Here is a 22,707-nt window from a genome sequence, read left to right as displayed (position 1 = left end):
GCGACAACTTCTTATAGCGCAAACCCCGGATTTTCCCGGGTTTACGGCAATGCGACATATAGCGTCGCAAAGGCGCAGTTTACCGGGCGCGGCCGATTTGCGGCAGGCCGCGCAGGATACCAAGTCAGCCCCCACGGCAGAGACATAAATATCTACCGCACGGGGGGCGCTTGCTGCTGATTTGCTGAGGGTTCTTCCCAACGCCAAGGAATGGCCATGCATTTGTCTGAAGCACCCCCATCGGCAATCCCGGATGACGCAACTGACGCGCACCATGCGGACGAGCACTATCAACCACTGAAAAACGCGATTCCCGCCTGGCTGGGCGACACCTCAGCCACTCGGCGAGAAGCACTGAAAAGCAGCCTCCCGCAACAGCCGACCGCGCTCAAGAACGCGCCAGCCGAACAGCACGCGCTGATGAAAAGCCTTGGGGCGGCGCATATCAGCGCCCAGAGCCGGGTCGATAAAAGCCTGGAGCACTTGCAGGACGCTGCAGCCTTCGCCGAGCCCCTGCTCAAGGCCGAGCTGAAAAGCTGCTTCGATCTGGAACTGGATGTCAGAAACACCTACGTGCGCCTGTACATTCCCGCCACCACCCCGTGGTTTCCGATCCGCACCGGCGCCCGCGCCTGGTCCGTGTCACTGCTCGAGGCTGCGCTGCATAACTTCGAAGACAGGGAAACCGAAGACAACGCCTTCGAAGCCGAGTCGACATTCACCAGCGCCCCCTCGGCCACAGGGCAGTTTGAAACCCTGCCCGAGATCAAGGCGAAACTGAGCATTTCCGCTTTCACAAAACTGTGCCGTCGACTGGATATCGGCGCGAAATACAAAGCCAGTCTGGAAGACAATCTGGGCTATTCCGATCCGATGGTCGCGTCGGTCTTGCGCGGCAAAATCGACGCCAGCCAGAAGGCCGCGATGAAGGCTGCCCTGCAATGGGCGCGGATGAACCGCGATGTCTCGGAAAACGCGTTACGCACGATCGAGGCCATGCTCGACGGCGTGAAAGGCCTGCATGTGCATGGCGCCCCGCTGCTGTGTCATGACATGACGATGCTTTGCGCACCGCTGACCGGCATCGTGGTATTCGCCCCGGACCTGTACATGACACGCAATGCAGCGCGCGTCGTCGCCTACGTCCCGGATGACCCCGAACATCCGTTCAAGGAGTACGCCTCGCCATTGGAAATGGTCGTGGAACTGACGCGCCAGTTGCGCTCCAGGGACTATCAGCAATTCTTCAGCCGCTTCGTCAACCACGACCAGCGCGGTTTCTTCTTCAGCACTCTCAACAGCCGGCTGAGTGAAATCCGCTGGCATCCGCACGAACCCGGCGACCCGCTGCCGGCGTGGCGCGAAGCCCCGGTGGAGCGGCCCGACCTGCAGACTGCGCTGACGCCGTTTTACGACGATGTATGGCAGCACCTGTACCAGGCAAAGCTGAACAAGATTTTCAATGACGCCCGAACCATTGCCGTACCGACTGCCCTGGTTGATCAAAGGGCGCGCTGGGCATTCTGGGATTCGCTGGTCAACATCCTCTCTTCCATCGCCCAGACCGCGGCGATGATCGTCGCGCCCTTCGTGCCGGTGCTCGGTGAAGCGATGATGGCGTACATGGCCTATCAGATGCTCGATGAAGTATTCGAAGGCATTGTCGAGTGGGCGCAGGGGCGCACGACCGAAGCGGTCGAACACCTGATGGGCACCGTGGAATCGATGATCCAGTTGGGCATGTTCGCCGTCGGCGGTGCGATTGGCGCGGCCGAGTTTCGCAAGGTATTGCCCAAGGAAATCGTGGCGTTCATCGACCGCTTCAAACCGGTACAACTGGCCAATGGTGACACCCGCTATTGGCAACCGGATCTCGAACGCTACAAACATCCGCAGCGCCCGACTGCCGATTCGCAACCCGATGCGCTGGGTCTGCATACCCATGAAGACAAGCGCCTGCTGCCCCTGGAGGACGCGCACTTTGCAGTCAGGGAAAGTCAGGTGCCAGGGCAGTACCGCATCGAACATCCGAGTCGCCCCGACGCATACCAGCCGGTGCTGCGCCACAACGGCGAAGGTGCCTGGCACACTGAACTCGAGCAACCGCTGGAGTGGGATGGCGCAACCGCGCTGCGCCGTATCGGCCCTGCGGTCGAGAGCTTGTCCGCGAGCGAGCGCGAAACCGTCCTGCAGATCAGCGGAACCAGCGAAGACGCGTTGCGCAAAATGCATGTCGAGCAGGAAAAGGTCCCGCCGCTGCTGGCCGACAGCATCCAGCGCTTCAAGCTTGATCAGCAGTTGCAACGCTTCATCGACCAGCTCGACAGCGATGACGCCGAAGTTTTTTTGCGCGCCGATCCGGTCATGCAGCTGCAGGTGCTCAGCGAATACGGTCGCTGGCCAGGCGACAAATGCCTGCGTCTGCTCGATCGCCAAGGCGAGCAACTGTGGCAATCGTCTGCCGACACCACCCTGCCCGTGACCGAACTGCGCCAGGGCGAACTGATCGGTGGCGACGTGCTCAAAACCCTGCTCCAAACCGTCGACGAGACGCAGATCAAAGCCTTGCTGGACGAGCCCTTCGCCGGACCGACGCCGTCCATCGAGGTCCGCAGCCAGAACCTGCGCAAGCAAGTGGCGGACCTCGCCAGACGCAACACAAGCGCGCTGTTCGAGTCGCGTTATCAAGCCCTCCAGCACCTCGACGACCCGCTGGCGGCACGACTCAAGACCCACCCTCCGCAATTGCCGGCCAGCATTACCCGCGAACTGCTCGATACCGCGACCGGCAGCGAACTGCTGCAGATCAGCGAAGGACAATTGCCCCCGCGCCAACAGACGCTCATGCAGATGGCCAGTGACGAGGTGCGCGTTGCCCGCGCATATGAGGGCCTTGAGCTGGCCTCGGTGAGCAACCCCGACTCTGACTCTCTGGCGCTGCACAGCCTCAAACTGCTGCCGGGCTGGAGTGGTGATGTGCGCATCGAAATCCGTGATGGGCGCTACGGGGGCACATTACTGGACACCATCGGCCGTGACGATGCGCCTGCACACAAGGTGCTGGTTCGCCGCGACGATGGCCAATATCAACCTTATGACGATCGTGGGCAGCAGCTGCACTCATTCACTGATTTCTATTCCAGCCTGTTGTACGCATTGCCCGACAGCGAGCGCCAGAGCCTGGACCTGCGCATCGGTCAGAGTCAGGCGCTGAAGGCGGCCATTCGTCAACGTACGCTCGAGCGCAACGAGTGGCGTCAGGTGATTGCCGATACGCCGTCCCGAGCGCCGACTGTCGACACCCTGCGCCTGCTCGGTACCGACGGTTACGCCCATGCTCCGCGTCCGCCACGCCCCGCTTACCAGCCGCACACCCTCGAAGAAGACATCCGCGTGCTCTATCCACGCATGTCGAATCATGAGATGCGCTTTCTCGCCGAAAGCATGCGCAGGAGTCCCGCAGGCCCGCGCGCAGAGATGCTTCGCTTGCAAAATGACTACTTGCAATTGCAGAACGAGCTGCATGTCTGGGCCAACAATCCGCCCGCCTTGCATCCCGAAACCGGCACGGCGCTGACGTCGCTGGAGAAGCGCGCCGAACTCCAGAATCGCAGGCTGCTCAGGGAGCAATTGCTCAAAGCCTGGAGGCGGGAGCACGTCACGGGTATCAATCAACAGGGCTTCGCCGCCGGATACGCGTTGCGCCTTACACCGGCGGTGATGGGCGACTTGCCGGTGTTGTCAGCGGACTTCAGCCATATCACCTCGCTCGCCATTGATGGCAGCCCGATGACCACATCTGTCGACAGCTTTCTGCAGTCCTTCAGTCAGTTGCAGAATATTGATGCGCGCAACCTCAATCTGCCCAGCCTGCCGCAAGCACTGACTTCAATGCCCTCGCTGCGCGAACTGCGTTTACGCGATTGCCGAGTGAGCCTGACAACGGTCACAGAGTCGGTGCTGGCTTCCTTGCCACAACTTACCCTGCTGGATCTGCAAGGCAATGCACTGGGCTTGCCGCCGGACCTGCACGCGATGCCTTCGTTACGCTACGTCAATCTGTCCGACACCGGCATTCATACGGTGCCCGACGATCTGCTGGATCATCCGCGATTGATCTCGGCGCAATTCGATCGCAACCGCATCACGCGGATACCGGAAAAGTTCTTCAACCTGGCCAGTTCCCTCAGCGATGGTTACACCTTTGCAGACAACCCGTTGACCGCGGCCTCTCGCGAACGGGTCAAAGTGTTTTACGAGCACACCGGCAAGCACTTCGGGGTCCGGCCTGAGCAGGAGGATCTGCAGCGCACCATCGCCTTGTTCCCTTCCCTTGACACCGAAGGCGCGACACGGGTTTTGTACCGATTGCCCGGGCCATTGGCCGAGTGCGGAGCACAGTTGTCACGCTGGGAAAATGAGCTCGGCGTTCTGAATCTCGAACTCAGCCAATGGATCAACCAGGCCGCCGTGACTGCCGCCGAATCGGGAGAACGTCTGCCGCTCGAGACGCAGACCCGCGAACTTGATGCCAGGCGAGACTTTGCGCAACAGATCGAACAATTCTGGCGCAGCCCGCCCACGTACCCGCGCCTTGAAGAACTCAGGGCAACGGCGGCCTTCAGTGGCGATATGCCGATACTCAGCACCGGTCTGGAGCGCGTTACCCGGTTGAACCTCGTTGGCAACGCCAATATCACCGCCGCCCTGCGCTTCGTGGAGTGCTTGCCCAACCTTGCCAAGCTGAAAATGAGCGGCTTCGAACTGGAACCGCTGGCGCTTGGCGAAGCAAAACTGCCTCGGCTGACCGATCTGGAACTGAAGAATTGTGGCGTGGTCATGACCCCGGAAAACCAGGCTGCGCTGCTGTCACTCACCGCTCTGGACACGCTGGACCTGAGCGACAATCCGCTGGGAACGTTCCCCGACCTGAACCTGTTGCCGGAATTGTTCCATCTCGACCTGTCCAACTGCGGGTTGACCGTCGTTCCCGAAGGACTGAGCAGCCATCCGGGGTTACGAATCGCAGCCCTCTCGGGCAACCGCATCACGCAATTGCCGGAGGCGCTGTTCGACCTCCCCGCCGAGCGCAGTGACGGCATTGACCTTGCCGACAATCCGCTATCGGCAGCAACGCGCGATCAGATCAAAAACTACTTCCGCATCCATCGAAACGACTTTGACGTCCTGGCGCCTGAGCAGGATGTCAGCCTCGCCCGGCAGCTGTTTCCCGGTTTGAACAAGCAGGAGGCCAGCGAGATGATCTACGACTTGCCCGGCAATCTGGGCGACAGCCGCAAACAGCTCCTTCGCTGGAAAGCGGAGCAGCAACAGATGCGCGATGACCTGACCCGCTGGGCCTCGGCAATTCCGTCCGCGCACCCGGTCACAGGCCAGGCCTTGAGCGTAAGCGAGCATCTGGCGCAACGATCCGCACGCTCGGACTTCAAGCAATTGCTGGAGGATTTCTGGAGCGAAAGATCGATGGGAAGCGGCAAGCGCAGCGCATTGTTTGCGGCAGACCTGAAGTTTCTCGGCGAAATGCCGCGCCTGAGTGTCAACTTCGATCACGTGACCAGCCTCAAGCTCACCGGCAACGTGACGACCGCCGGACTGGAGCCGTTCGCTGCCTTGTTCCCGAATCTTCAGACGCTGAAATTAAAAGCCTTCACGCTCTATGACATACCCTCATTCGTCGGCCGCCTGCAGTATCTCAAAGAGCTCAAACTGAATGACTGCGCGCTGACACTGTCACCTGCCGGGCAGCAAGTACTCGGCACCCTGTCCGAGTTGCAGCTGCTCGACCTGAGCCACAACCCACTGTCAAACGCGCCCGATCTGACCACCCTGCCCAAGGTAACCCACTTTTTACTTGGCCATACCGATCTGACCAGCGTGCCGAAGGGCATCGCCGAGCATCCGCTGCTGCGAGAGCTCTCGCTTGCCAACAACCAGATTACCGAGCTGCCGGACGCTATCTTCAGCCTGAAGCCCGATAAGGCCGACGGCATCTATCTGAACGACAACCCTCTGTCGATAAATGCCCGCGAACGCGTCAAGTTCTACTACGCGGCACACGGGCGCAACTTCCGGATCAAGCCGCCATCGGCTGACATTGCCATGGCGCAGAGACTGTTCCCGCGACTTGGGGAAAACGCTGCGATCAACATGATTTATCGCCTGCCCGGGACATTACAGACCGGCACGGCGCAACTGATCAGGTGGGAGGGCGAAATCGCCCGCATGATTGGCGATCTCAACGCATGGCGTGAGCGTCTGCCAGTCAACAATCCATCGACAGAACGGCCATGGACTGCGCAGGAAAAAGCCGCAGAACTCGCCGAGAGACATAAATTCAGCGAAAGCCTCGAACAACTGTGGCGCGGCAGGCGCACCGACAATTCAGCACTACGGTTCAACACATTCAATGCCAATGCGGCATTTACCGGTGAGTTACCGCAATTGGCTGCCGACTTCAGTCACATCTCCCATCTCAGTCTGCAGGGCAATCCGGCACTGAAGGTTTCCGACGGTTTTCTCACCAGCTTCAGCGGATTGCAGGGCCTGGAACTGCAGGATTTTTCCCTGGGCCAGATGCCGCAAGCGCTGCAAAGCCTGCCGTCGCTGGAAACGTTGATGCTGAGCAAGTGCCAGATCACACTGGATCCTGCCGGACAAGCGGTCTTGTCCACTCTGACCCGCTTGAAATCTCTGGACTTGTATAGCAATCCGCTGCAGGTCACGCCCGATGTGTCGGCACTGCAGAACCTGACGTTCATCGATCTGACCAGCACCGGAATCGATAGCGTTCCTGCCGGGCTGGAACAGCTGCCGCAGCTGGAAGTTGCATTGCTGAGCGACAACAACATCATCGAAGTGCCGACGGAGCTGACGCGTTATTCCGGTCGCGGCGTTGAACTGGGCGCCAACCCGTTGTCGGTTGCTTCCAGAGAACGTGTCAAAGCCGCTTTCCAGGCCAAAGCCGACAATTTCGGTGTCTGGGTCCAACAGGACGACATCGATCTGGCGCAAAGCCTTTACCCGTCGCTGTCCGGCTTCGATGCCAACGATCTGGTCTACAAGCTGGCGGGTACGCTGGCCGATGGACGTCTTGAGCTGATGCGCCGCAAAGCCGGCCTCACCAGTCTGCTCGAACGCCTGGATAGCTGGGCAAACGAGATCCCCAACGATCCTGGCACGCAGATGCCACTGGCGAACGACGCGGCAGCCAGGGAAACACGCAATCGCCAACATTTCAGGCGAGATCTGGAAACCGACCTGCGCCGGGCGCCCACGTTCATCATGGACCCAAGAGTTACCTGCGACATTTCGTTCACCGGCGAGCTGCCGGCGCTGGCCGCAAGCTTCGACCATATCGAAGAGTTGCGACTGACAAGCGGAGCGTCCGCGCCGCCCAGGGTCGATCAATTGTTGGCGCTTTTTCCCAAACTCAAAAGCATCACCATCCGCAAATATCCGTTGCGCGAGGTTCCCCCCAGAATCTTCGGAATGGACAGATTGCACAGCCTGTATCTGCCTGGCTGTGAAATCACGCTGACTGCGCAGAACGCAGAAGCCTTCAGAACGCTGAGAAACCTGAGATCCGTGGACCTGAGCGACAATCCGCTCAACATGGCTCCGGATCTGAGTCATTTCCCGCAGATGACCGATGTGCGTCTGGGCAATTGCGCCTTGAGCAAGGTGCCCGACGGTCTGTTCGAACTGCCTCGATTGAGGTACGCGGACTTGTCCGGGAACGCGATCACCGAGTTGCCGGGCGAGTTTCCTTCACAGCCCGGCGAGGTGTTGACCGAATATGCCTTCGGCGACAACCTGCTGACCGCAGAAAGCCAGCAGCGCCTGCAGCGTTATGAGGCGGCGTATCAACTGCGCCTGGCGGAGCGACAGGCGAGCAACGACACCGTGTATGAGTCGTTTGAGGACTTCCATGATTTTTCCAGCAGCATCGACACCGATTGAACTCGGCCCGCGCTCAGCCACGCTCCGGCGGCACTGACGACAATTCGAACGGGCTGCTGCTGCGTCGCTGGTTGCGATCTTCCCGCGGCGTGGCACCGAAGAAATTGCGATAGGCGCTGGAGAAGTGCGGCCCCGAGGAGAAGCCACACGACAGGCCGATCTGGATGATCGACTTGCTGGTCTGCATCAACATTTGCCGGGCCTTGTTCAGGCGCAATTCCAGGTAGTACTGGCTCGGCACGCGGTTGAGGTATTGCTTGAAGATCCGCTCCAGCTGCCGGCGGGATACGCACACATGCTGGGCGATTTCGTCGGTGGTCAGCGGCTCTTCGATGTTGGCTTCCATCAGCAACACCGCCTGGGTGAGCTTCGGATGGCTGGAGCCGAGGCGATTCTGCAACGGGATGCGCTGACGCTCACCGCCCTCGCGGATGCGCTCGACCACCAGTTCTTCCGACACCGCACCGGCCAGTTCCGCACCGTGATCGCGAGCCAGCACCGCCAGCAACAGGTCGAGCACCGACATGCCACCGCAAGCGGTCAAACGATCGCGATCCCAGTCGAACAGATGACTGGTGGCGATGACTTTCGGGAAGCGCTCAGCGAAATCGTCCTGCCAGCGCCAGTGCACGGCGGCGCGATAACCGTCGAGCAAACCGAGCTGGGCCAACGGATAGACACCGGCCGACAGACCACCGATCACGCAACCGGCACGCACCAATTGCTTGAGCGCACTGCTCAGCGCCGGCGCCAGGGTGGTCGGCGGCTCGTCGGCGAGCAGGAACAGTTTCTGGAAGTTCTCAAGCTTGCCGGCCCAGGGTTCGCCGGGCAATTGCCAGGCACCTTCGCTCTGCGGCTCGGCCTGCAAGAACGACAGTTCGTAAACCACGTCCGGGTGCACCCGCTGCGCAACACGCAAGGCCTCCTCCGCCAGCGCCAGCGTCAACGCTTTAGTGCTGGGCCAAATCAGGAAACCAATTCGATGGGCAGTCATGGGCGGGCAATCCGAAACGAACAACGGTGATGAAGGCATGGGCCAATGCTAGCCCGGAAATGAACACAAATCCTGAAACCGGTGAAGATCAGAATGTGGGAGCGAGCCTGCTCGCGAAGGCGGTGTACCAGTCAACATAATTGCTGGCTGTTCTACCGCTTTCGCGAGCAGGCTCGCTCCCACAGGGGATCTGAGCCAGCCAGAAGATCGCGAAGCATGACCTAATCTGGTGCACAACGGCAGCCCTGATTTATTTCAGGCTGCCCGACAGGAACTGCTGCAAACGCTCAGACTGCGGATTGACCAGCACTTCGCGCGGGTTGCCGCTTTCTTCGACGACGCCTTTGTGCAGGAACACCAACTGGTTCGACACTTCACGGGCGAAGCCCATTTCGTGGGTCACCACGACCATGGTGCGGCCTTCCTGCGCCAGCGCTTGCATGACTTTCAGCACGTCGCCGACCAGCTCTGGGTCGAGGGCCGAAGTCGGCTCGTCGAACAGCATCACTTCCGGTTCCATCGCCAGCGCACGGGCGATCGCCACGCGCTGCTGTTCGCCGCCGGACATGTGCCCCGGAAACGCGTCTTTGCGATGGGCCACGCCAACCTTGTTCAGGTAGTACTCGGCTTTTTCGCGCGCTTCGTACTTGGGTACGCCGAGCACGTGCACCGGCGCTTCCATGATGTTTTCAATCGCGGTCATGTGCGACCACAGATTGAAATGCTGGAACACCATCGACAGGCGCGAACGCATGCGTTGCAACTGTTTCGGATCAGCGGCTTTCAGCGCGCCGTCCTTGTTCGCCACCAGTTTCAGCTCTTCGTTGTTGAGCAGGATCTTGCCGGCGTGCGGCTGCTCGAGCAGGTTGATGCAGCGCAGGAAAGTACTTTTGCCGGAGCCACTGGAGCCGATGATGCTGATCACATCGCCGGCGGCGGCTTTCAGGGACACGCCCTTGAGCACTTCGTGACTGCCATAGCGTTTATGCAGGTCTTGGACTTCAAGTTTGTACATGCGGTCGGTTCTCACAAAAACAGTCAGTCAGTCGTTGAGCAAGCGCCCGTGACGCAGCGCTTCGCGCCCCGCCACCTTGGCCAGCCAGAAACCGGGTTGGGCATAGCGCAGCCGTTCAATGGCAAACAGCACCCCGGACGTACCAGCACATACCGTGCTGACCCGATCGGACACAGGGTCGATCACTTGAAAAATCTCGTCGCCCGCCTCGACCCATTCGCCGGGCTTGCGGGAAAAACTCACCACACCGGGGTGCGGTGCGAACAACAATTCGGTGCCTTCGAACGGCATGCCTTCGCACGGTTCGAAGGCCGGGTCCGGCCACTCGCCGGTGATCAGACCTTGCTCGGCAAGGAACGCCAGAATGCCTTCAGCATAAGCCTCGGCTTCGACGCGGCCGGTGTCGGCCTGCCCGCCCAGCTCGATGGTCGTCGCCAGACACGCCAGCGGAATCTGCGCATCGGGAAACTGCCGCGACAGGCGCAGCCATGGCAACGAGCAAGCTTCATCGAACGAGCTGCCGCCGGAATCTTCCGCGAGCAAACCAACCTTGACGTGCAGGTGCGCCGACAGCGAACGCCACTGCGGCCAGTGCTGCGGCAGCGCGTACATGTGCAGCGCGGCTTCGGCATCGCAGTGCAGATCCAGCACCACATCGGCGGTGCAGGCGTGGCTGAGCAGCACACGCTGCATGCCCTGCAACTGGCTGCTCGCTTCAGGCAAGCCGGCCAAGTGGTCGGCCATTGCCTGGCGGATCAGGCGCACGTTGGCGTGCGGATCATCACCGAGTTTTTCGCCCAGTGCCGCCGCGACCGGCGCGCTGAGCTCGACGAAATCACGGTTGAAATTCTTGCCGCTGCCCGCCTCGAAACGACCCTGGAAATTGCCTTGCAGCAATTGCCCGAGACCGATCGGATTGGCCACCGGCACCAGCTCGATCACGCCGTTGAGCAAGCCTTGGGCTTCGAGTTCGCCGAGGCGCTTTTTCAGCTCCCAGGCGGTGCGCATGCCCGGCAGTTCATCGGCGTGCAGGCTGGCCTGGATGTAGGCCTTGCGCTCGCCGCTGCCGAAACGGAAAACCGAAACCTTGCGCTCGCTGCCCAAGTGGCTCCACGGCAATACGTGATCAATGCGTTGCATATCAGTGCTTCCGTGGCGCGAGGTAGCTCAACCAGCGACGCTCGGCCAGTTTGAACAGCTTGACCAGAATGAAGGTCAGGCACAGGTAGAACACGCCAGCGGTGATGTACGCCTCGAACGGAAGGTAGAACTGCGCGTTGACGGTACGTGCCGCGCCAGTGATGTCGATCAGGGTCACGATCGACGCCAGACTGGTGGTCTGCAGCATCATGATCACTTCGTTGCTGTACTGCGGCAGCGCGCGGCGCAGGGCCGACGGCAGCAAAATGCGCTTGTACAGTTTGAAGCGCGACATGCCCATGGCCTTGGCCGCTTCGATCTCACCGTTCGGCGTGGCCTTCAGGCTGCCGGCAATGATTTCTGCGGTGTAGGCGCTGGTGTTGACCGCAAACGCCAGGCAGGCACAGAACGTTGCGCTGGACAGCCACGGCCACAGGAAGCTTTCGCGTACCGCTTCGAACTGGGCCAGACCGTAGTAGATCAGGAACAGCTGCACCAGCATCGGCGTGCCACGAATCACGTAGGTGTACAGCCACGCGGCGCCGTTGACGAACGGGTTTTTCGAGACGCGCATCAGCCCCAGCGGCAACGCCGCGAGCAAACCGAAGAACAGCGACAGCGCGAGCAGTTTGAGGGTGGTCAGCAGGCCGCTGAAGTACAGCGGCAGTGCCTCCCAGATGACGTTGTAGTCGAAGATCATAGATCAGCCGCCCTTACGCCTACCGAGTAGCGCTTCTCAAGGTGACGCAATGCCAGCAACGAAACACTGGTGATCACCAGGTACATCGCCGCCACTGCGAGGAAGAAGGTGAAAGGCTCGCGCGTGGCATCCGCCGCCTGCTTGGCCTTGAACATCATGTCTTGCAGACCGACCACGGAAATCAGCGCGGTGGCCTTGGTCAGTACCAGCCAGTTGTTGGTGAAGCCGGGAATTGCCAGACGAATCATCTGCGGCACCATAACCCGGAAGAACACCTGAAAACTGCTCATGCCGTAGGCCATGCCCGCTTCGGCCTGGCCCTTGGGGATCGCCATGAACGCACCACGGAAGGTTTCCGAGAGGTACGCACCGAAGATGAAACCGAGGGTGCCGATACCGGCGGCCAGCGGGTTCAGGTCGATGTAGTCGTCATAGCCGAGCATAGGCGCGACGCGGTTGAGCAAGTCCTGACCGCCGTAGAAGATCAGCAGGATCAGCACCAGATCGGGAATGCCGCGGATCACCGTCGAATACAGGTCGCCCAGCCACGCCAGCCAGCGCACCGGCGACAGGCGCAACGCGACACCGATCAGCCCGAGAACGATGGCCAGAGCCATGGACGACAAGGCGAGCTGAAGCGTCAGCCATGCGCCATCGAGGATGACAGCCCCGTAGCCTTTCAACATGATTCAGGTCCTCGAAAGTTGGGATGAAAAAATGGCGCAAACCGCAGAGATTCTGTTGCTTGCGCCATTTCGGACTTGTCGCAGAGACGTCTTACTTGCCGTAGATGTCGAAGGCGAAGTACTTGTCCTGGATTGCTTTGTATTTGCCGTTTTCGCGGATGGCCGCGATGGCAGTGTTGATCTTGTCTTTCAGGGCGTCGCCCTTGCGCACTGCGATACCTACGCCGTCGCCGAAGTATTTGACGTCGGTGAAGGCCGGGCCAACGAATGCGAAGCCTTTGCCAGCGTCGGTTTTCAGGAAACCGTCGTCCAGCAGGGTGGCGTCAGCCACGGTGCCGTCGAGACGACCGGCAGCCACGTCGAGGTAGATTTCGTTCTGCGAGCCGTACGGCTTGATCTCGGCGCCCAATGGAGCCAGAACTTCGCGGGCGAAACGCTCGTGGATCGAGCCACGCTGTACGCCGATGTTCTTGCCTTTCAGTTCAGCCAGACCTTCGCTGACCTGAGTACCGGCCTTCATGACCAGACGCGCCGGAGTGTTGTAGTACTTGTTGGTGAAGTCGACCGACTTCTTGCGATCTTCGGTGATCGACATCGACGACAGGATCGCGTCGATCTTGCGTACTTTCAGAGCCGGGATCAGACCGTCGAACTCTTGCTCGACCCACACACACTTGACCTTCATCTCTTCGCACAGCGCGTTGCCGATGTCGTAGTCGAAACCGACGATGCTGCCGTCCGGTGCTTTCGAAGCGAATGGAGGGTAAGCCGCTTCGATGCCGATCTTCACAGGTTTTTCGTCAGCGACGGCATTCAGCGACAGCACGGACAGTGCCAGGGCGCCAAGCAGCACAAGTTTCTTCATCTTGGGACTCCATCGGTAAAGGGCAAAAACGGCAGAGTGAGCGACAGCCCAATATGCGAATGGGTGAATCGGAAATCGGTTGCGCATCGGCGGAAATTTCCCGTTGAAACCGCAGGCGATTTCAACGTCAGCCACGATGAGCGAGTGATCGGCATTCTAACGACAGGCCCGAAGCCGATATTTCTTCAATGCGACAACTAATTACAGATGCACCGAGAAAGCGGTTTGAGCTCATTGACAGCCCTGCAAATTCATGCAAGAGCGAAAGACAGTGAACCGATACATATTGCAAGTTGCGGGCCCATTATTCGCAAACCCTTCTAATCCGGCAAGCGCAGCGTTATGTCTTATTTTTCCGCGGGGCTTTGGAGGCTCTAAAACGGCGCACCGCGTTTCCCTTCGCCCCGGTTTGGCGCGGGCGGTTACACATTGGGTTGTGGCGGGTAACAGCGGGAAAGGTCTGACGGCGCAGATCGATAATTATTGGTTGAGTCGCTGATCGTTCCCACGGTGCGTGGGAACGCCTCCCTCGACGCTCTGCGTCGGCTTCTGGGACGCAGAGCGTCCCTTGCTGCATTCCCACGCAGAGCGTGGGAACGATCAAAAATGCGCCCGTTTCCTTGTGGGAGCGAGCCTGCTCGCGAAGAAGCCCTCCCAGCCACCACAAACCTCACAGCCATAAAAAAGCCCCGCCCGGCATCACCGGACAGGGCTCCTATGTTTCTAACGCTTAAGCAACATTCATGGTCTTGTGCGTATCAATCAAATGCTGCACCACACCCGGATCCGCCAGGGTCGAGATATCGCCCAGCCCATCGTATTCCGCCGTGGCGATCTTGCGCAGGATGCGGCGCATGATCTTGCCCGAACGGGTCTTCGGCAGCCCCGGTGCCCACTGGATCACGTCCGGCGAAGCGATCGGGCCGATCTCCTTGCGCACCCAGTTCTTCAGCTCCAGGCGCAACTGCTCGGTCGGCTCCTCGCCGTTCTTCAAGGTCACATAGACATAGATGCCCTGCCCCTTGATGTCATGCGGCACGCCCACCACCGCAGCTTCGGCCACCTTCGGATGCGCGACCATCGCGCTCTCGATCTCGGCGGTGCCCATGCGGTGGCCGGAGACGTTGAGCACATCGTCCACGCGCCCGGTGATCCAGTAGTAACCGTCGGCATCGCGACGCGCGCCGTCACCGGTGAAGTACATGCCACGGAAGGTCTTGAAGTAGGTATCGACGAAACGATCGTGATCGCCATACAACGTACGCGCCTGACCCGGCCACGAATCGAGAATCACCAGATTGCCTTCGGCCTCGCCCTCGATGATGTTGCCGAGGTTGTCGACCAGCGCCGGCACCACACCGAAGAACGGACGCGCCGCCGAACCCGGCTTCAGCGCGTGGGCACCCGGCAGCGGGCTCATCATGTTGCCGCCGGTTTCGGTCTGCCACCAGGTATCGACGATCGGGCAACGCGACTTGCCGACATTCTTGTAGTACCAGTCCCAAGCTTCCGGGTTGATCGGCTCGCCCACCGAACCGAGCAGACGCAGGCTGCTGCCATCGGCGCCTTCCACGGCGGCCTGACCCGAGGCCATCATCGCGCGGATCGCGGTCGGCGCGGTGTAGAGGACGTTGACCTTGTGCTTGTCGATGATCTTCGCCACCCGGGTGATGTCCGGGTAGTTCGGCACACCTTCGAACAGCACGGTGGTCGCGCCGTTGGCCAGCGGGCCGTAGACGATGTAACTGTGGCCGGTGACCCAGCCGACGTCGGCGGTGCACCAGTAGATTTCGCCCGGACGGTAGTCGAACACGCGTTCGTGGGTCATCGCCGCATACAGCAGATAACCGCCGGTGGTGTGCTGCACGCCCTTCGGCTTGCCGGTGGAGCCGGAGGTATAAAGGATGAACAACGCTTCTTCGGCGCCCATCTCTTTCGGCGCGCAAACGGTGCCCGCGACCTTCATCAGGTCTTCGTACCAGATGTCGCGATGCTGGTTCCACTTGATGTCGCCACCGGTGCGCTTGCAGACGATGACTTTCTGGATGCTGCTGGTTTCCGGGTTAGTCAGCGCGTCATCGACGTTGGCCTTGAGGGAAATCTTCTTGCCGGCACGGATGCCTTCGTCAGCGGTGATCACCACTTTCGAGCGGCAGTCGATGATGCGACCGGCCAGGGCTTCCGGCGAGAAACCGCCGAACACCACCGAGTGAATCGCGCCGATCCGGGTGCAGGCCAGCATGGCGACCACGGCTTCGGGAATCATCGGCATGTAAATGGTCACCACATCGCCACGGTGCACGTCCTGACCGCGCAGGGCGTTGGCCAGTTTGCACACTTGCTCGTGCAGTTCGCGGTAGGTGATGTTGCGGCTTTCGGAAGGATCGTCGCCTTCCCAGATGATTGCGACTTGGTCGCCGCGCTCGGCCAGATGGCGGTCGAGGCAGTTATAGGAAACGTTCAAGGTGCCGTCGGCAAACCACTTGATGTCGACATGGTGATCGTCGAACGACGTCTGCTTCACCGTGGTGAAAGGCTTGATCCAGTCCAGACGCTTGGCTTGCTCGCGCCAGAAGCCGTCAGGGTTGACGACCGACTGCTGGTACATGGCTTTGTAGGTCGCCTCGTCAGTCAGCGTGTTTGCCAGAACCTCGGGACGAACGGGATACAGAGAAGCCGCACTCATCTTTCCTACCTCGGTGTAATAGTTGTTTTTGTATGACCCCGTTGTAGCCGGGTGGGGGCCATAGAACCATTCGACGATGGTAGTAACAAGCCCCTACAAAATGTCCGCATTCCATGTGGGAGCTGGCTTGCCAGCGATGCAGTCAACGCGGTCCGTCAGGCAAACCCCATCCGGCCGGACACCAAGACCTCAATCGATTGTTACCAAATCTATCAAAAGTGTTTATCAAAACCGCCCCTGTTTACCTGCATCCCACCGCCCTAAAATTCACCTCGCCAACAAGGCAACCGCGATTAACAACGTTACAGCCCCCACGAAGGCCGTTAATCCAGCTCTCCAAGTAACGCATCAAATACTCAAGCTCCACACGCAACCCTAAAAAGGTTGCGTGACCCCACTCGACCTCAAAAAGGTGAATTAGAAATGAAAGCTTTATTGGTTCTGGCCCTCAGCAGTCTGTGCGCAACCGCCATGGCAGACGAGGTCCCGACTGATGTCGCACAGCAACAACCGGTCATCGAGGAATACACTTACTCCACACATCTGGACATCGCCAAAGTTGTATCGATGAGCGAAATTCCGAATGTCTGCGAAGTTGTACCGGCAAAAATGGAATACGACGACTCCAAAGGCCAACGCCACATCCTGCGCTACAGCATCATGGGCAACGGCTGCACGAACTGAATCAGACTGCACCGAATCGGATCGCTCAACGCTACATTGAGGGTCGATTCCAGCCCGGCTTCGGTCGGGCTCAGTTGTGTCTGGAGCCGCGAAAAAGGCTTGCAAAACACTAGATATAGTGAAAAACCTGCTTTTCTGGCTATTTTTTAAACAAAAAAACACCTGCCAAAAAATTAACGAAAAAAAATCTGCTCGGGCCGATTCCGCGCAAAGCCCTGTAATCCCTCGGTCGGACCGAAATCCACCCCTCCTCGGCCTCGCCATGAGCCGATTCGCCGCACCACGCCGGTAAAAATTTCCCTATAATGCCGCCCTATACGGGTCAGCAATATTCCCTTACAGGGAGCAAAAGCCATTCTGAAGCCCCGCAACAGTGCCCGACGCTGATTGCGCCCATCAGAGGCTCTCGGGACCCGTCAAAATTTCTGTTTATTTGCCTGCGTGCAGCGCTGCAAAAAACGACATCCAACGCGGCTTGTTTGGCCGTGTGAAAAACCAACCCTTCAGGTTTCACACGGGCACAAGCCCTCACGCAGGAGACGACACGTCATGCTGAGCTGGGACGAATTCGATAAAGAAGACAGTGAAGTCGCAACCGTGAAAGGCGCCAATGCCGGCCACGCAAGCGAAGCCAACATGGACCGCCTCGACAACGCCGGCGGCGCCGCAGCGCTGGAAGCCCGCGCCGTCACCGCCGACGACTCGGCCGCCGTGGCCCGCGCCAAAGCTGCACTGAACTCCCTCGACGTCGCCGAAGGCCTCGCCGAACTCGAAGGCGCCTCCGCCCGTGTCGCCGTTGACGAAAAGCGCATGATCAACTGCCGCGCCGACCTCAACCAACTCGTACCTTTCAAGTACGACTGGGCCTGGCAGAAGTATCTGGACGGTTGTGCAAACCACTGGATGCCGCAAGAAGTCAACATGACCGCCGACATCGCCCTCTGGAAAAACCCGGAAGGCCTGACCGACGACGAGCGCCGCATCGTCATGCGCAACCTCGGCTTCTTCTCCACCGCCGACTCCCTGGTTGCCAACAACCTGGTGCTGGCCGTGTACCGCCTGATCACCAACCCGGAATGCCGCCAGTACATCCTGCGCCAGGCTTTCGAAGAGGCGATCCACACCCACGCCTACCAGTACTGCATCGAATCGCTGGCCATGGATGAAGGCGAAATCTTCAACATGTACCACGAGATCCCATCGGTCGCGAAGAAAGCAGCCTGGGGCCTGAAATACACCCGCTCGATCTCCGATCCGAAGTTCGAAACCGGAACCCCGGAAACCGACAAAGAGTTGCTGCGCAACCTGATCGCCTACTACTGCGTTCTGGAAGGCATCTTCTTCTACTGCGGCTTCACCCAAATCCTCTCCATGGGCCGCCGCAACAAAATGACCGGCGTCGCCGAGCAGTTCCAATACATCCTGCGCGACGAATCCATGCACCTGAACTTCGGCATCGACGTGATCAACCAGATCAAAATCGAAAACCCACATTTGTGGGATGCTGAGATGAAAGAAGAAGCGACCCAGATGATCCTGCAGGGTACGCAGCTGGAGATCGAATACGCACGGGATACCATGCCTCGCGGCGTGTTGGGTATGAACGCGGCGATGATGGAGGACTATCTGAAGTTCATCGCTAACCGTCGTTTGTCGCAGATTGGTTTGAAAGAGGAATATCCAGGGACGACTAACCCGTTCCCTTGGATGAGCGAGATTATGGACTTGAAGAAAGAGAAGAATTTCTTTGAGACGCGCGTGATCGAATACCAAACTGGTGGTGCTCTGAGCTGGGACTAATAGTCTCGCTTGGCATGATTTGACGATTGCTGCCTGAGTCGACAAGTCGAGAAAGCAAAAAGCCCCGATCTGATCGGGGCTTTTTTATGGGCGATCGGTGAGCCTTTTTACGCCTACGTCACAGCGCTCAATCTCCTACAGCACTTACAGTCGCTTCCCATTGAAGCCTGCTGCGAGCGCTACTAAGCTCTGTGGCAGGTGCCTAAGAAACGCCCAACGTAGAAAGCTTCGTCAGTGACACAGACGCGTAATTCGTCGGTGACAACTGCTCTGCTCGTTGGGATTTTTTAAGTCCGCTCTACGTTGGGGTCAGGCCCGCCCAAAATCCATAACGTAGAGGTCATAGATATGTCGGATCCATGCTCGGTAACTGTTTTCTCTCGCCACAACCTTTCTCTACATGCCCTTCTACTCGAAAATCAGCCATGGTTCTCCGCCCGGGATGTTGGCCGTTTGATGGGCTTCCACCTGAATGATCGGGTGGTCCACAAGCTAGATAGCGATCAACGCCGCGTCATGCGGATCGAGTACTTTCGAGAACCAGAACAGCATCTGATGCTCAGTGAATCGGGGGTGTATGCGCTATTGATCTATCACTACGTACCGGGAAATCGGTTGCTGCGTGAGTGGTTGACCAATGAGGTAGTGCCGACATTGCGCGATGCGCAGGATTCGGGGGATTCACATCGGCCAATGTTGAGTTTGTTGGATTGGCCGGAAATGTCTTTGAGTTTGCTGCATTGGCAAGATGAGGGCTGGATTCGGCTTCGGGATATGCCTTATCTGTTAAATGATCAAAATCCACGTCGAGCTTCGGTAGAGAACTCCTGGTGGCGAAGGGTCACGCAGGTGTTTCAGTCTTCGAAGCATTCGATGGGTTAGCGATGTGGTTGTCGGATCTCGAGAGATCCGTCGCTATTTTCTGTAGGAATTTTCCTAGACAGCCGTGATGGCCACTCAGTATCGTCCGAGGGTTTTCAACCCTCGGCGATTTTATGAGCAACAAGAAAAAAGACACTGACTGGACTGTTGCTGAGATTGAGGCAGCGGTTGACACCTATCTCAGAATGCTTGATTTAGAGCTCGCGGGTCACAAATTCAACAAGGCACATGAGAATCGCGAACTACGCGCATCAGCCTTGTCGACTCGTACAAAAGGCTCTGTCGAATTCCGAATGCAGAACATTTCCAAAGTCCTGATGACGATGGATCGGAAACCCATTAAGGGTTACAAACCGGCGGAAAACGTTGGTTCGAACGTTGAGCAGTTAATTCGAATAGCTCTCACAAATCGCGGCTTCCAGCCGGGCGACCCTGCTATTCCGACAGCCGACGAAGAAACACTAGAGCGTCGCGCTGCTGCAATTCAGAAGAAACATATAAAGGAGCCACCGAAAGGCATAAAGAAACCAAAGAAAGCGTCAAGTACTCGCACGGTTTACGTTCGCGATCCCGAGGTTAGAGCTTGGGTTCGAAATGAAGCCGAGGGGCATTGCGAAGGCTGTGGCGACCCGGCTCCGTTTCAGATGCATGATCTGCCGTTTCTTGAAGTCCACCATGTCAAACCACTTGCAGATAAGGGTTCGGATCAAGTTTCGAACGCTGTAGCACTTTGTCCGAATTGCCATCGTCGTTGTCACCATTCAAATGATCGCGTGGCGTTTACAGCTTCGCTTTATACAAGGGTGAAAAGGCTGATTCCGGAGGGATAAAGCTCTGTCACTAGGGAGAGTTTTTGCTACTGACTGGGTGTCTGGATTCGGTGATGAGTTGATACCACCAATTCACCAACAGGCTGCCTCCCACAAATCCCGCATCATCCTGAAAACAATCAGTGCAACCCGCGCCGCCTCCCGCTATTAATACCCCTCCCCAACTCAAGGATCCGAGCCCCACCATGAAATTCGATCTCGCCTACTGCCTCAGCCTCGACGACAAGTTGTCGATCTATGATGTTCGCGATCTCAATTTCGATGAAACGGTGGCGTTTGACTCGGCGAAGGAACACTTCCAGTGCCCCAACGATGCCTGTCGTGCGGCGTTCGAGGCTTCCAATGAGTTGGGTACATTCAATGCCAAGAATGTGAATTACGTGCGCACGCCGCACTTCAAGAATCTGCCCACGACGCAGCATGTGGCGGGTTGTCCGTATGTGAGTTTGAAGGCGTCGGCGTCTGGTGTTGAGACGGCGGATGGCGAGGTGGATGACGGGCGTGAGGAGCATTTCCCATCGGAGTTATTGCTGACCCGGCGTGAGTATGTACGCAAGCCTGTCACGCCAGCGGGGGCGGCGGATGTGTTGCGCGATGATCCGGTTCGGATGGTGGCAGACAGTGGTAAGGAGTCAGCGAGTCGTGAGTCGGCGCCGGACAAGACCAGTGTGTTTGCGCATCCGGTGGAGTGTTTTGTTTCCAACTTCGCCGACAAGGAGTTGCTCAAGCGCATGCCGTTGAAGATTGGCGAGCATACGGCGCCGTACAGTTCGTTCTTCAAGAAGATCGAGTATCTGACGGACAACAAGGGGCTGATTTACTGGGGGCGGATCAAGAAGATCGAGGACTTCCACAGCGCCAGTTTTCGTATCGATTTCGAGGACAAGGTCTGGTTCAAGAAGCCCGAAGACAGCAAGAAGAAGCCGTATCCGGTCAGCGTTTATCTGAACAAGAAGCTGATCGACAACTACCGCAAGCGCAAGGCGTTTCTGGAAGAGATCAAGCACGCGGTGGATAGCGACAAGGCGTTGTTCTGTTTCTTCTATGGGGTGACGCCGGAGTTGAAGCAGGTGCCCGGCAAGAAGAACCCCGAAAAGCCTTTCGAGGTCTTCAATGCCAATATCGAGAACCTGGATCACTTCATTATTCGTGAAGCGCCGGGGTTGGAGTGATGGCTAGCCTTGGGGCAGTTGCAGTTTTACGGCGCCAGGGTGTTGTTTGACTAGGGAGTACGGCAGGATCGACCAGTCAGGTCTATCACAAGAGCGTTGCACGCGAGCGAAGTACGCGCCGAGGTACAAGCCCTTCTCGGTGAAGTACCAAGGTGAAGTCCCCCAGATGCTTTCGTCCTGGAAGTTGCAGTCGTCATCTCCCGTCGGTGTCTTCATTTCTGTGGGGTACAGGGCCGTGAATTGTTTGATCACCCACGGCACCAACTCTTTGCTTACGTACTGATAGCGCGCGTTACTTTCGTCCTTGCTCAGAGGTTCGTCGCCCAAGCTGTCGCGTTCGGCATGTAAAAGTGGTTTGCCCTCACCGACCCACAGCACATCTTCGAGGGACAGCGGGTGGCCGGTTTTGACGTCAATGTTGAGCGGTGAATCGCCGAAGTCTGGATGCGCGCCGCCGCAGTAATAGCTGGTCGAGATGTTCAGGCTGACCACGGCTGGCGAGATCATTTTCGGTTGCACCTGTTGCATAAATTCGACGTTTTCGCCGCCCTGCAGCTGGCAGCCGTGGTAACTGATGACTTCATTCCAGAGGCGTCCAAGCAACTGCTGGTTGACCCGTTGCTGATCATCTTTCGACAATCCGGACTCCACGCTGAACAGGGAAATCTTTGTCTCAGGCTCTGTCCACCATTGCAGGTCGTAGCCCATGAAGTTTTCTTTCTTCGCCGGTTTCAGTTTGAGTCCCTGCAGGCGCAAATACTCGTAAGGCTCGCTGTAGGGCAAAGCGGCAATGAACGGCAAAGTTGATGAGGTGGGGGCGGTAAGTCTGGCCTCGATGAGTTTCACTGGCAGCTTCTTGCCCTGCGGACTTTTCCATTCGCCCTGCCAGCCGCTGCCGGTTTCTTCAAGTTCCAACGTTGACAGCGGCTTGTCGTCACCATAGCGATTATTGCCCTCGGTCAAGGTCAGCGTGCTGTTCTGCAACGCGCCACTGAGCGGCAAATCACGATGGTATTTTTCGTAGAAGTACCGACCGGTTACTTCGTCCTGCTGCGTGATATTGAGCTCTACGACGATCGGCATTTTGCCCAACGTGCCGGTGAACACGCGTCGGCCATCATCGGCGTGGACACTTGGAATCAGCGAGAACAGCACAGCAGCGCATGGCGCCAGGCGCATCAGTCCCTTGAGCATTGATCGTTCCTTGAAAGAGTCAGAGGTCGCGCCGGCATTTGAGGGCCGGCGCGGATAAATTCGCGGCGATTATGGCGGG

14 protein-coding genes are annotated in these 22,707 nt (G+C 58.5%); 6 read left to right on the top strand and 8 right to left on the bottom strand.

What is annotated here, in order from left to right; translation table 11 throughout:
- The first annotated feature begins 216 nt into the window (after positions 1-216).
- Positions 217-7,980 (top strand): dermonecrotic toxin domain-containing protein, encoded by a 7,764-nt coding sequence (locus tag V8J63_RS08420; protein ID WP_336463889.1) that lies wholly within the window; start codon positions 217-219, stop codon positions 7,978-7,980.
- A gap of 13 nt (positions 7,981-7,993) precedes the next feature.
- Here the strand turns inward: V8J63_RS08420 and argR are convergent, their stop codons facing one another.
- From argR to acs, 7 genes are all read right to left on the bottom strand, one after another.
- On the bottom strand, positions 7,994-8,974 hold the full coding sequence (gene argR, locus V8J63_RS08415; RefSeq protein ID WP_024014018.1) for a transcriptional regulator ArgR: 981 nt from the start codon (positions 8,972-8,974) through the stop codon (positions 7,994-7,996).
- Between the two features lie 250 nt (positions 8,975-9,224).
- A complete protein-coding gene (locus V8J63_RS08410; protein ID WP_007912705.1) occupies positions 9,225-9,989 on the bottom strand; it encodes an ABC transporter ATP-binding protein in 765 nt (254 codons plus the stop codon).
- A 27-nt stretch (positions 9,990-10,016) separates the two neighbouring features.
- Entirely contained in the window at positions 10,017-11,129 is a 1,113-nt protein-coding gene (locus V8J63_RS08405; RefSeq protein WP_336463888.1) for a succinylglutamate desuccinylase/aspartoacylase family protein, read from the bottom strand.
- Between the two features lies 1 nt (position 11,130).
- Complete coding sequence (locus tag V8J63_RS08400) at positions 11,131-11,829, bottom strand: ABC transporter permease (RefSeq protein ID WP_024014019.1); 699 nt, start codon at positions 11,827-11,829, stop codon at positions 11,131-11,133.
- Positions 11,826-12,515: an ABC transporter permease gene (locus V8J63_RS08395; protein WP_016773583.1), complete on the bottom strand. Its 690-nt coding sequence runs from the start codon at positions 12,513-12,515 to the stop codon at positions 11,826-11,828. The genes V8J63_RS08400 and V8J63_RS08395 overlap by 4 nt, the downstream gene beginning before the upstream one ends.
- 91 nt (positions 12,516-12,606) lie before the next feature.
- Positions 12,607-13,380, bottom strand: a complete 774-nt coding sequence (locus V8J63_RS08390) for an ABC transporter substrate-binding protein (protein ID WP_024014020.1) — start codon at positions 13,378-13,380, stop codon at positions 12,607-12,609.
- Positions 13,381-14,110: 730 nt separating this feature from the next.
- Entirely contained in the window at positions 14,111-16,066 is a 1,956-nt protein-coding gene (gene acs / locus V8J63_RS08385; RefSeq protein ID WP_336463887.1) for an acetate--CoA ligase, read from the bottom strand.
- Between the two features lie 423 nt (positions 16,067-16,489).
- On the opposite strand from acs, the gene V8J63_RS08380 reads away from it, so the two are divergent.
- From V8J63_RS08380 to V8J63_RS08360, 5 genes are all read left to right on the top strand, one after another.
- The gene (locus tag V8J63_RS08380; protein WP_016773580.1) at positions 16,490-16,750 is read left to right on the top strand and encodes a DUF2790 domain-containing protein; all 261 of its coding nucleotides are present in this window, start codon (positions 16,490-16,492) and stop codon (positions 16,748-16,750) included.
- A gap of 549 nt (positions 16,751-17,299) precedes the next feature.
- Positions 17,300-18,550: a ribonucleotide-diphosphate reductase subunit beta gene (locus tag V8J63_RS08375; RefSeq protein ID WP_016773579.1), complete on the top strand. Its 1,251-nt coding sequence runs from the start codon at positions 17,300-17,302 to the stop codon at positions 18,548-18,550.
- 348 nt (positions 18,551-18,898) lie between these two features.
- On the top strand, positions 18,899-19,432 hold the full coding sequence (locus V8J63_RS08370) for a BRO-N domain-containing protein (RefSeq protein WP_186567701.1): 534 nt from the start codon (positions 18,899-18,901) through the stop codon (positions 19,430-19,432).
- A 113-nt stretch (positions 19,433-19,545) separates the two neighbouring features.
- Entirely contained in the window at positions 19,546-20,262 is a 717-nt protein-coding gene (locus tag V8J63_RS08365) for an HNH endonuclease (protein ID WP_125926460.1), read from the top strand.
- Positions 20,263-20,447: 185 nt separating this feature from the next.
- Positions 20,448-21,434: a hypothetical protein gene (locus V8J63_RS08360; protein WP_130902296.1), complete on the top strand. Its 987-nt coding sequence runs from the start codon at positions 20,448-20,450 to the stop codon at positions 21,432-21,434.
- Positions 21,435-21,437: 3 nt separating this feature from the next.
- On the opposite strand, the gene V8J63_RS08355 is transcribed toward V8J63_RS08360, so the two are convergent.
- Positions 21,438-22,628, bottom strand: coding sequence for a hypothetical protein (locus V8J63_RS08355; protein WP_313871870.1), 1,191 nt, complete (start codon positions 22,626-22,628; stop codon positions 21,438-21,440).
- Positions 22,629-22,707 lie beyond the last annotated feature (79 nt).

Origin of the sequence: Pseudomonas sp. CCNWLW23, assembly GCF_037095675.1 — a bacterium.
Taxonomy (GTDB): Bacteria; Pseudomonadota; Gammaproteobacteria; order Pseudomonadales; family Pseudomonadaceae; genus Aquipseudomonas; species Aquipseudomonas atacamensis.
The sequence above is the reverse complement of the archived record's forward strand: the minus strand, read 5'-3'. Positions and strand labels throughout refer to the sequence as shown.

What these genes read in the sequence shown, in the direction of transcription:
- V8J63_RS08420 (WP_336463889.1), top strand. Translation starts at nt 217, where the DNA reads ATGCATTTGTCTGAAGCACCCCCATCGGCAATCCCGGATGACGCAACT.
- V8J63_RS08370 (WP_186567701.1), top strand. Translation starts at nt 18,899, where the DNA reads ATGTCGGATCCATGCTCGGTAACTGTTTTCTCTCGCCACAACCTTTCT.
- V8J63_RS08405 (WP_336463888.1), bottom strand. Translation starts at nt 11,129, where the DNA reads ATGCAACGCATTGATCACGTATTGCCGTGGAGCCACTTGGGCAGCGAG.
- V8J63_RS08365 (WP_125926460.1), top strand. Translation starts at nt 19,546, where the DNA reads ATGAGCAACAAGAAAAAAGACACTGACTGGACTGTTGCTGAGATTGAG.
- V8J63_RS08395 (WP_016773583.1), bottom strand. Translation starts at nt 12,515, where the DNA reads ATGTTGAAAGGCTACGGGGCTGTCATCCTCGATGGCGCATGGCTGACG.
- V8J63_RS08380 (WP_016773580.1), top strand. Translation starts at nt 16,490, where the DNA reads ATGAAAGCTTTATTGGTTCTGGCCCTCAGCAGTCTGTGCGCAACCGCC.
- acs (WP_336463887.1), bottom strand. Translation starts at nt 16,066, where the DNA reads ATGAGTGCGGCTTCTCTGTATCCCGTTCGTCCCGAGGTTCTGGCAAAC.
- V8J63_RS08360 (WP_130902296.1), top strand. Translation starts at nt 20,448, where the DNA reads ATGAAATTCGATCTCGCCTACTGCCTCAGCCTCGACGACAAGTTGTCG.
- V8J63_RS08390 (WP_024014020.1), bottom strand. Translation starts at nt 13,380, where the DNA reads ATGAAGAAACTTGTGCTGCTTGGCGCCCTGGCACTGTCCGTGCTGTCG.
- argR (WP_024014018.1), bottom strand. Translation starts at nt 8,974, where the DNA reads ATGACTGCCCATCGAATTGGTTTCCTGATTTGGCCCAGCACTAAAGCG.
- V8J63_RS08375 (WP_016773579.1), top strand. Translation starts at nt 17,300, where the DNA reads ATGCTGAGCTGGGACGAATTCGATAAAGAAGACAGTGAAGTCGCAACC.
- V8J63_RS08410 (WP_007912705.1), bottom strand. Translation starts at nt 9,989, where the DNA reads ATGTACAAACTTGAAGTCCAAGACCTGCATAAACGCTATGGCAGTCAC.
- V8J63_RS08355 (WP_313871870.1), bottom strand. Translation starts at nt 22,628, where the DNA reads ATGCTCAAGGGACTGATGCGCCTGGCGCCATGCGCTGCTGTGCTGTTC.
- V8J63_RS08400 (WP_024014019.1), bottom strand. Translation starts at nt 11,829, where the DNA reads ATGATCTTCGACTACAACGTCATCTGGGAGGCACTGCCGCTGTACTTC.